Source organism: Pseudomonas sp. SG-MS2 (assembly GCF_009933855.1).
GTDB classification, from domain to species: Bacteria; Pseudomonadota; Gammaproteobacteria; order Pseudomonadales; family Pseudomonadaceae; genus Aquipseudomonas; species Aquipseudomonas putida_E.
Genome location: NZ_MOMO01000107.1, coordinates 1 through 8,088, shown reverse-complemented (window position 1 = coordinate 8,088; position 8,088 = coordinate 1). Strand labels below are relative to the sequence as shown.

Below are 8,088 nucleotides of genomic sequence, written 5' to 3'. Positions count from 1 at the left end.
CCCCGGCCATGCTCACGCTGACCTGCTGGATACGCGGGTCGAGCGCCCGCGTGGCGGCATCGACACGTTTGAGCAGCTCGACCTTTTCAGCACGGCTGAGCACGTCCAGCGGGTTGTCCGGGGCATACAGGGCCGTCACGTCCTGGCTGCGGAACGCCTGGACAGTGCCATTCTGGCCGGCGCGGGAAATCGAACGCGCCGCACGGGCTGCCGAAGTCAGAGCCTCGAGGTTGATCGCGTTGCTGTAGGCGAAACCGGTTTTCTCACCCGACTGGGCACGCACGCCCACGCCCTGGTCAAGGTTGAAGCTGCCCTCTTTGACAATGCCGTCCTCCAGCGCCCAGGTTTCCGAGATCTGGCCCTGGAAGTACAGGTCGGCGGCGTCGATGCCCGGCCCGGCCAACTCGCCCAGTACAGCCTGCAGGCTGTCCAGGGTCAGTCCGCCTGGGGCCAGGAGCTGCTCGCTGACGGTGGATAACATCTGGCTCATAGTCACTCCGAGGTGTGCGCAGGCCGCAAGGCGTCCTGCGAAAAAAAGCGCCGGTGCGAGGCAACCGGCATGCGCGCCCGAATGGACGCTTGTTCATCACTGTCGCGCTCGGCGAGCAATACCGCTTCGCCCTGCGCCTGTTCGGCGACGACCCGCCCCCAGGGGTCGACGATCGCCGCGTGCCCATAGGTCTCCCGCGGGCCTGGATGGGTACCGCCCTGTGCTGCGGCCAGCACATAGCACTGTGTTTCGATCGCCCGGGCACGAATCAGCACTTCCCAGTGCGCCGCGCCTGTGACCGCAGTAAATGCCGCAGGTGCCGTAATCAGTTGCGCGCCGGCACTGCGCAGCGCGCTGTAGAGTTCCGGGAAACGCAGGTCGTAGCAGACGCTCAAGCCAAGGCGCCCTGCCGGCGTGTCGGCCACCACCACTTGCGCGCCATGGGCATAGTCGTCGGATTCACGGTAACGGCCGCGGTTATCGGCCACGTCCACATCGAACAGGTGCAGCTTGTCGTAGCGCGCCACCACCTCGCCGTGCTCGTCGATCAAAAGCGAGCAGGCATGCGCCTTGGCATCAGGCTGATCGGCAGGTGGCAGCGGCAAGGTGCCGGCAACAATCCATAATCTGAGGTCGCGGGCCGTGCGTTTCAACCAGGGCAGTATCGGCCCCTCACCCAGCGCCTCGGCCCGGCCGAGCGCAGCGGCGTCCTTGCGCCCCATGGCGGCGAAATTTTCTGGCAGCACCGCCAGCCTCGCGCCGCCGAATGCCGCCTGTTCCAGCAAGGTACCCGCACGCTGCAAGTTGGCCAGCACATCGTCCTGGCTGACCATCTGGATGACCGCTACCTTCATGGGCACTCCTGGCACTACTTGTTGAACGGTTTCACAAAGGTGATTCTAGGCTCTTTCCACGGCCCTTCGATGCGATAGTGCACGCTGGCGAAGCGCGATACCCGGTCACCGATCAGCCTATCGACCAGAAACAGCGCCCCACCGACCGCCGGTGCGCCGACGATCAGCGCGGCCAGCGGCAGGTTGTTGGTCACTGGCAGGGAGACCTGCAGGTTGGCGTCGACCCGGTCGCGAACGAGGTCCAGCGTACCGTCGAGCTCGAAGTTGCTCGAAGGCCCGGTCACGCTGATCGGCTCGCGGGTCACGTAGACGCCGTCACTGGCTACCAGCAAGCCTTTTACCCGGTCATAGGCCAGGCCCTTGTCGAACAGGTCGGAGAAGTCCAGGCGCAGACGCCGGCCGATGGAGTTGAAGTTGAGCAGGCCGAACACCCGCAAGGCTTGCGCGCCGCCCTCCACTTCGACGAACTGCCCTGTGCGCAACGCCGCATCCATGCTGCCTGAGAAACGGTTTAGGCCGACCCAGGCTGGCGAACCGGGCCAACGGCCATCCACATCCAGACGGAAGTCACGACTGGTCACGGTAGGCGCGAAGCCCCAGGCCTTGAGCACGTCGGCCAGGTTCTTGCCATCCAGGCGGCCCTTGTACCAACTGCTGGTGGCGCCGCTGTCACCTTCCCAGCCGCCCCGGCCGTCGATGTGCAGGCCTTTGAAGACGAGGTCGATATCCTGAGCTGCCACCCCTCGAGCGGTCGGGCGCAGTTTCAGCGCCAGGTTGCCGTACAGGTCGTCGCCGCGGTACAGCTTGTCGATGGTCAGGTCCAGTGCCGGTACCTTGCGTGGGTCGAACGAGGCCAGCGGGTCAGGGCCTTCCTCGGCCTGTGCCTGCGCCGGGTCCGCTGGTGGCAGGCGCAAGGTCTGCAGGCGCACGGTCATCGGTGCGCCCTTGGCATCGGGTAAACGTGCATTGCCGATGACTTCCTTGCTGTCCAGGCGCAGATCCCACGCTGGGCCTCCCCGGGCCAGACGCACGACCGCCTGGTTCAGGTCCATGCCAAGGGCCTTCAACTGGCCGATGCTCAGGTCTACGCTCTGCAGAGTCTGCCGGGCACTTGCGCCAGGGTCGTCGCCACTCATCTGCGTCATCTGCGCCTGCCAGGGCGCCAGGTCCAGGCTCTCGAGGCGCCCCCGTACACGCAGGCCCTGCCCAGCTGGCACCTGCGCCTGCCCTGCCCCCAGCAGCAGTTCGCCGCGACCTTGCGCCAGGTTTTGGCTGGGCGCGGCATAGGCAAAGCGGGCAAGGTCGGCGTAGGCAGCATCCAGACGCCGCTCAGGCCCCTGCAGGCTCATGCTGAATCGGCTCTCACGGGTATCTGCTGCGGCCTTGCCGAACGGCGCAGGCAAATCGATTGCAAGGCCTTTGAGCGACGAATTCACGCTCAGACTGTTGTCGCGGCTGCCAAGGTTGAGTTGCAATTGATAGGGCAGGTCACCGGACGCCGGCAAGGGCTGCTTGAACTGCAGCCAGTCGGTCAAGGCCCGGAGCGCCACGTGGCCATTCGCGCTGATACGCGTCTGCATCTGCCCAGGCTGGCCCCCGGCGGTTATCTGCGCGGTCACCGGCTTGCCAAATGCCTGCAGGGCGATGTTCTTCCCGCTCAGCCCCTTGTCGAGATCGAAACTGAAATCGCCCTTGAGTCGGCTCAGCTCCAGGCTTGGCGGCGCAACCTTGAGGCGTGCATCGGAGGTGGCAAAGTCGACCTGTACCTTCGGGCGTTGTCCTCGGGCCAGGGGGATGTCGAGCTTGAGCTTGCCCTTGAGCGGCCCCTCGCCCTCCCATCCTGCGAAAATTTCGCCCGTGCCGATAGGCGCTTCCTTGAGAATCCTCAGACCATCGCCGAGGCTGCCGTCGAAATTGCCATCAAGGTACAGGCGGCTTTGCTCGCCACCCTCCACATGGGGAATGTTGACACTGACGTCACTTACCTGGGTGTCCAGCAACAGGCCTTTATGGGCCTTGATGCGCACGCCACTGTCCTCGATCAGCACATCGCCATCGACGTTTTGCACCTGTGGCCAGCCAGGCTGGAAGTTCAGGGCGGCGTCGTGCACCTTGAAGAACAGGCTGATGCTGCGCGATTCGGGGCTGGCACCGTGGTTCAGCGAACCTTGGTACTGGAAGTAGCCTTCATCGACGTTGCCCTTGACGATGGCACTGCGCAGCCACTCATCGAGCGCCGGGCTGAGCACTTCAGGCAGGTATTTGGCGGTGTAGCGCCCATCGCCCTCGGTCAGGCCTACGCGCAGGTCCATATAGCTCTCGCTGCCTTCATTGAACAGCAGGCGAATCAGGAAATCCCCGGCGATCTTGCCCTCTTCGCCCAGCACTTTCAGGTAGGGGGCAGCCAAGGTAAAACCCTCTTTGTCGAGGGTATAGGTCAAACGGGCGTTGGCTTTCTGATAATGCCAAGGTTTGGCGAAGATCGGATACAGATGCAACATGAAAGCGTCGGTATCCAGGCGCAGCTCGCCATGGCCCAGGTCTCCGCTGATGCTGCCGCTGACATTGCCGGCAGCGGGTGCGCCGTGGTAGGCGTCAAAACCCACTTTTTCCAGATTGGCAGCGAACTGCAGCCGTTGATCACCCTCGGCCTTGGGCCGCAAGTCGAGGCGCAAGTTGCGCACGGCACCGGTCACATTCAGCGCATCGACCGCAGTCATGAATTTTTCAGGCAGTGGCGCCAGTGCATCTATCAAAGGCGTCAGCGGCGCAAGGTCAAGGCGGTCGGCCTGTACCTGCCAGCTTTCCCCACCGGGTTGCTCACCTGCGCGCTGACGCACCTGCAGCTTCGACTCCCAGCGAGCCTTGCCGATGTTGGCAGCCAGTGAATCGACAACCACATCGAACCCTTGCTCGCGACGCTGGAACCAGGCCGAGACCGCCAGGTTATCCAGTGTCACCGCCTGGCGCTGGGCATAGGCGCCGCGCAACTGAGGGGCATTGAGGCGGACCACCGCCTGCTGCAACCGGCCCTCGCCCCAGTCAACCCAGAACTCACCACCGGCGCGCAGGGCTTGGGCCTGCCACTGGCCGAGCAGGCGTGGCGGCAGCCAACGCGCCCAGTCGCTCTGCGGCAGGCTCAGGTAAGCCTCTGCCTTACCATCGCGCCAGGCCTGGGGCGTTACCCGGCTGCGCAGGTTCAGTGCCAACGGCTGGCCATCAGGCAGGGTCGCACGCAGGTCCAGCGCCTGGCGTGAAGCGCCGGCCTGCAGGCCAAGGCTGACATAGGTAAGAGTCAACGGGTCACGCTGCCAGGGCTGCAGGGTGACCTGGCTGTCGAATACGTCGATACGGCCCAACTGTTGCAGACGCTGCAGCACCTCGGCCGGGTCCAGCGGCGCGTCGTCCTTTTGCGGTAAGCCTTCAAGCGCCCAACCGCCCTGCTCGTTCTCACGCAGGATCAGTTGCAGGCCCGCCAACTGGATATGCGCCAGGCGTACTTCGCGGGCAGTGAGGCTGGCCCAGAGGTCCGGCACCAGCTTGACGTCATCCAGGCGCAACGCCGAAGCGCCCTCGCCCAACTGCAGGTCACGAACCCGCAGCACCGGCGCCAGGCCACTCCAGCGCCCTTCAAGCGCCCCCACATGCACCGGCATGCCCAACGCCTGCTCGGCCTTGCTTTCAAGGTCGGCGCGGTATTCGGCCACCAGTGGCACCAGCTCCCGGCCGAGGCTGACATAGAGCGCCACCAACACAGCCAGCAGGGCGCAGATGCCCAGCCCCCAACGGGTCAAGGCGACAAGAACGCGGGTCAGACGTCCCATGGCCAAGGCCCTCCAGGTCGTTTATCCATGATGGCTCGAAGCAGCGGTTTTGCCAGCCCGAGCACCTTGGGCTGGGTATCAGAAAGCCTCAGAGCAGCACCACATCGTACTGCTCCTGCGAGTACATCGACTCGACCTGGAAGCGAATGGTTCGACCGATGAACGTTTCCAGCTCGGCCACGTTGCCGGACTCTTCATCGAGCAGGCGGTCGACCACCTTCTGGTTGGCCAGCACCCGATAGCCTTCTGCCTGATAGGCGCGGGCTTCACGAAGTATCTCGCGGAAAATTTCGTAACAGATAGTTTCCGGGGTTTTCAGCTTGCCACGCCCCTGGCAGGCGGTGCACGGTTCGCACAGCACCTGCTCCAGGCTCTCACGCGTGCGCTTGCGGGTCATCTGTACCAGGCCCAGCTCGGTGATGCCGATGATGTTGGTCTTGGCATGGTCACGTTCGAGCTGTTTCTCCAGCGTACGCAGCACCTGGCGTTGATGGTCCTCATCCTCCATGTCGATGAAGTCGATGATGATGATCCCGCCAATGTTGCGCAGGCGCAGCTGCCGGGCGATTGCCGTGGCCGCTTCGAGGTTGGTCTTGAAAATGGTCTCTTCGAGGTTGCGGTGGCCAACGAAGGCGCCGGTGTTGACATCGATGGTAGTCATTGCCTCGGCGGGGTCGACCACCAGATAGCCGCCGGACTTGAGCGGCACCTTGCGATCCAGTGCGCGCTGGATTTCGTCCTCGACGCCGTACAGGTCGAAGATCGGCCGCTCACCCGGGTAGTGCTCCAGGCGGTCGGCGATCTCCGGCATCAGTTCGGCAACGAACTGCGTGGTTTTCTGGAAGGTTTCCCGTGAGTCGATGCGAATCTTCTCGATCTTGGGGTTGACCAGGTCACGCAGTGTGCGCAAGGCCAGGCCAAGATCCTCGTAGATGACCGTCGGCGCGCCGCAGGTCTGGATCTGGCTGCCAATCTGCTCCCACAGGCGGCGCAGGTAGCGGATGTCCTGCAGGATCTCTTCGGCCCGTGCGCCCTCGGCAGCAGTGCGCAGGATGAAACCGCCGGCGTTCTTGATGTCTTCGCTGTCCATGCAGTCACTGACCACCTGCTTGAGGCGATCACGTTCGGCTTCGTCTTCGATCTTCAGGGAAATGCCGACATGGCTGCTGCGCGGCATGTACACCAGGTAACGCGACGGTATGGACAGCTGGGTGGTCAGCCGTGCGCCCTTGCTACCGATGGGGTCCTTGGTCACCTGCACCACCAGGGCCTGGCCCTCGTGTACCAGTGCGGTGATGGTCTCCACGGCAGAACCTTCGCGCTGGGAAATCTCCGAGGCATGAATGAACGCGGCGCGCTCCAGGCCGATATCGACGAACGCCGCCTGCATGCCTGGCAGCACCCGCACCACTTTGCCCTTGTAGATATTGCCGACGATGCCGCGACGCTGGGTGCGCTCGACGTGCACTTCCTGCAGCACCCCGTTTTCCACCACCGCCACACGCGACTCCATCGGGGTGATGTTGATCAGGATCTCTTCACTCATGGCAGGCTCTCGTCAAAGGTCTTCGGTAATCATGGATCGCGGGCGCCGGGCTGGCTACTGCTGCTTTGTTACCTCAGGAGAAAGCGCCGGCACCTGCCAGCAGGCGATACCGAATTGGGCGAGCAGCTCGGCGGTCTCGCTCAGGGGCAGGCCGACTACCGCCGAATAGCTGCCCTGAAGGCCGGTCACGAATACCGCCCCCAAGCCCTGGATGGCATAACCGCCAGCTTTATCCACTGGCTCGCCACTGGCCCAATAGCGCTGTGCTTCTTGCGGGTCGATGGCGCGAAAACATACGTTGCTGGTGACGCAGACACTCAGGCAACACTGGCCATCGCTCAGCGCCACCGCCGTCAACACCTGATGTTCGCGCCCTGCCAGGTCTGCCAGCATGGCCAAGGCATCTTCACGGTTTTCCGGTTTGCCGAGAATACGACCATCGAGCACCACCGCAGTGTCTGCGCCGAGCACCACGGCCGGGCCGGCAAGACTGGCAAGGCCAGCCTCGGCCTTGCTCCGGGCCAGGCGTTCGACATACGCCACGGCGCTTTCGTCTGGCAGCGGGGTTTCATCGATGGGGGCGCTGGTGACGGTGAACGGCACGCCGATCTGGGCCAGCAATTCACGACGACGGGGCGAGCCGGAGGCCAGGTAAAGTGGTTTCATGCAGACATCTCCCTGTCGGTGGCGGCGGCGCCGTCAGTTGATATGCAAACGCCGGCGCAGATCACGCAGGGCGAAGCTGATCCACGGCCAGAGCAAGGCGCTGATGACCGCCGACCAGACCAGCGCCAGCGTCGGCAAACGATTGCCGGTGAGCGCACTGAGCCACAACTGGATCAGCTGGGCGATACCGAAGATCACCAGGATTACCAGGCTCTGCTGCCACATCGGGAACATGCGCAGACGCTGCTGCAGCGACAGCACCAGGAAGGTGATCAGGGTCAGGACCAGGGCATTCTGCCCGAGCAGCGTGCCGTACAGCACGTCCTCGGCCAGGCCCAGCACGAACGCAGTGGTCATGCCGACCTTGTTCGGGACCATGAGCGTCCAGAACGACACCAGCATCGCCAGCCACATGGGGCGGAACACCTCGAGAAACGGTGGCATGGGCGAGACGCTGAGTAGCAGGCCAATGGCGAAGGTCAGCCAGATGACCCACCCGTGGTTACGGCGCGTTTTGGCCATCATTGCCTCCGAGGCTGGGCGGGTGCCGCAGGCGCTGCGGCAGGGCTGGCGGGTGCCGGGGCCGGTGCTGAAGCGGCCGGGGCCGGTACCGCTGTGGCAGGTACCGCGGGCGTGGCCGGGGCCGGCGCTGCCGCTGCAGGCGTGCCGGGGGCAGCCTGTTCGCCATTGGCACCAGGCTGAGCAGGG

Annotated in this window: 6 protein-coding genes; all 6 read right to left on the bottom strand. The window is 64.2% G+C overall.

All coding sequences use genetic code 11. From position 1 onward, the window contains the following. Positions 1 to 490 (bottom strand): PmbA/TldA family metallopeptidase (locus BLX42_RS08855; protein WP_306092922.1); only part of this gene is annotated, 490 nt, incomplete at its 3' end. A 2-nt stretch (positions 491 to 492) separates the two neighbouring features. Continuing rightward, positions 493 to 1,344, bottom strand: a complete 852-nt coding sequence (locus BLX42_RS08850; RefSeq protein WP_161871599.1) for a carbon-nitrogen hydrolase family protein — start codon at positions 1,342 to 1,344, stop codon at positions 493 to 495. 14 nt (positions 1,345 to 1,358) lie between these two features. Further along, complete coding sequence (locus BLX42_RS08845) at positions 1,359 to 5,168, bottom strand: YhdP family protein (protein WP_161871598.1); 3,810 nt, start codon at positions 5,166 to 5,168, stop codon at positions 1,359 to 1,361. Between the two features lie 88 nt (positions 5,169 to 5,256). Next, on the bottom strand, positions 5,257 to 6,714 hold the full coding sequence (rng, locus tag BLX42_RS08840) for a ribonuclease G (RefSeq protein WP_012316090.1): 1,458 nt from the start codon (positions 6,712 to 6,714) through the stop codon (positions 5,257 to 5,259). Between the two features lie 54 nt (positions 6,715 to 6,768). After that, positions 6,769 to 7,380, bottom strand: a complete 612-nt coding sequence (locus BLX42_RS08835; RefSeq protein WP_046784452.1) for a nucleoside triphosphate pyrophosphatase — start codon at positions 7,378 to 7,380, stop codon at positions 6,769 to 6,771. Positions 7,381 to 7,413: 33 nt separating this feature from the next. Next, the gene (mreD, locus tag BLX42_RS08830) at positions 7,414 to 7,902 is read right to left on the bottom strand and encodes a rod shape-determining protein MreD (RefSeq protein WP_012316092.1); all 489 of its coding nucleotides are present in this window, start codon (positions 7,900 to 7,902) and stop codon (positions 7,414 to 7,416) included. Positions 7,903 to 8,088 lie beyond the last annotated feature (186 nt).

Coding starts and splice junctions, on each gene's coding strand:
- BLX42_RS08850 (WP_161871599.1), bottom strand. CDS start 1,344: ATGAAGGTAGCGGTCATCCAGATGGTCAGCCAGGACGATGTGCTGGCC.
- BLX42_RS08845 (WP_161871598.1), bottom strand. CDS start 5,168: ATGGGACGTCTGACCCGCGTTCTTGTCGCCTTGACCCGTTGGGGGCTG.
- rng (WP_012316090.1), bottom strand. CDS start 6,714: ATGAGTGAAGAGATCCTGATCAACATCACCCCGATGGAGTCGCGTGTG.
- BLX42_RS08835 (WP_046784452.1), bottom strand. CDS start 7,380: ATGAAACCACTTTACCTGGCCTCCGGCTCGCCCCGTCGTCGTGAATTG.
- mreD (WP_012316092.1), bottom strand. CDS start 7,902: ATGGCCAAAACGCGCCGTAACCACGGGTGGGTCATCTGGCTGACCTTC.